The following is a 1,476-nucleotide window of genomic DNA, read 5'->3' as shown; positions in this document are numbered from 1 at the left end:
GTCGCGAACGTCGCCACCAGCATGGCCGACGCGCCCACTGCTTGAAGTAGACGGAAAGCGACAAAGGCCGGTGCAGTTGAAGACCAAGCTGCTCCCAGAGACGCAATGACGAAAGCCGTTGCGCCCGGCGATTAAGTTAATAAACATATTAAATCATTAATTAGTTTTTGTAGTTTAGAGAGTTTATTTCTTAGGGTTTCTATTCCTCAATTATTCCGTATCCTTCTGGTGCAGGAATCCCATGTTCCGAAGAACGACTGACTGATTCCCACTCTTTCCATGTAAATATACGTTTTTCTGCATTTTCAACAGCTAAATCATATACAAGGCTTCCCAGAACTAATCGGAGAGGCGGATTCTCACTATTAACCAGTTTCATTATAGCTTCGGCGGCTAACTTAGGATCACTATCCACCGATTCGTTTGAATATTGTTGGGCCAACTTTTCACGTAATGAATCATACTCTTTTTTCTGTGTAGTAAAACTCATTTTTAAGTATAGATTCGTCCAGTAACCTCCAGGTTCTACGATAGATACTTTTATACCAAAATGTGCAGCTTCTTGTGCTAAAGCCTCGCTAAATCCTTCTAAAGCAAATTTACTAGCGCTATAGATTCCCGACATTGGACCACTAATCAGTCCACCAATACTAGATATCTGGATAATATGACCTGATTCTTGTGCCCGCAAGTACGGCATAACAGCTTGACTTACCCATACTGTACCGAAGAAATTAGTTTCCATTTGGCTTCTAACTTCATCTTCACTAAATTCTTCAATCATTCCCATTACCATATTCCCTGCATTGTTAATGACAATATCGAGTCTTCCAAAATGTTTAATGGCAGTTTCCACTGTAGTCGAAACAGCACTTCTATCAGTAACATCAAGACTTAAAGGAAGTAACATTCCTTCAAACTGGCATTTTAACTCATTCAGTTTTTCAATATTTCTAGCAACACCAACAACCTTCTCTCCTGACTCCAATGCTTTTTTTGTGAATTCGTATCCTAGTCCACTGCTTGCACCTGTAATAAACCACACACGTGTATTTTCATTGTTATTAAATGTCATAAATAATCTCCTCCATTAATCATGTAATATTGGTATCATTCAATACCAATTTAAAACAAACAAAATAAAGAGCACAGGCAATCTGCCTATGCTCTAAATATAGAAATATAAAATTTCAACAGGATTAATCCGATTGTTGGTATCACAAATAAGCCATCAAATTCATTGATGTACCCTTTTCTACGAAGTGTCATGGGAGATCTCCCTTTAAAATAAAAAAGAGGAAGATTCCTCTCCCCCTTTTTACTATAACCGTATAATAAAGGTTTCCTATACGTATAGGAAGAATAAACGCCCTTTTCACCCAAGTCCAACAGCTTTGGACCGCAGTTGACTCTTTCGACACCCCTGCGATGCAACCCAATCCGGCTGACGGGGAGCCAGCAACGCTGAAAATTTAC

At 39.3% G+C, this 1,476-nt stretch carries 2 protein-coding genes and 1 pseudogene; all 3 read right to left on the bottom strand.

The genetic code is table 11. The features are described from left to right. Positions 1-125: pseudogene (locus FTT72_RS16120) on the bottom strand (CmlA/FloR family chloramphenicol efflux MFS transporter); the annotation flags it as partial. Between the two features lie 74 nt (positions 126-199). Next, complete coding sequence (locus tag FTT72_RS16115; protein WP_078081115.1) at positions 200-1,075, bottom strand: SDR family oxidoreductase; 876 nt, start codon at positions 1,073-1,075, stop codon at positions 200-202. A gap of 86 nt (positions 1,076-1,161) precedes the next feature. Then, a partial coding sequence (locus tag FTT72_RS16185) for a hypothetical protein (protein WP_218944809.1) occupies positions 1,162-1,476 on the bottom strand: 315 nt, incomplete at its 5' end.

Origin of the sequence: Acinetobacter sp. YH01005 (assembly GCF_013420465.1) — a bacterium.
Lineage (GTDB): Bacteria > Pseudomonadota > Gammaproteobacteria > Pseudomonadales > Moraxellaceae > Acinetobacter > Acinetobacter amyesii.
Note: the sequence above shows the minus strand (reverse complement) of the source record. Positions and strands in the feature narration are given on the sequence as shown.

Bases quoted from the DNA above. Each gene is read 5' to 3' on its own strand.
- FTT72_RS16115 (WP_078081115.1), bottom strand. From the start codon at position 1,075: ATGACATTTAATAACAATGAAAATACACGTGTGTGGTTTATTACAGGT.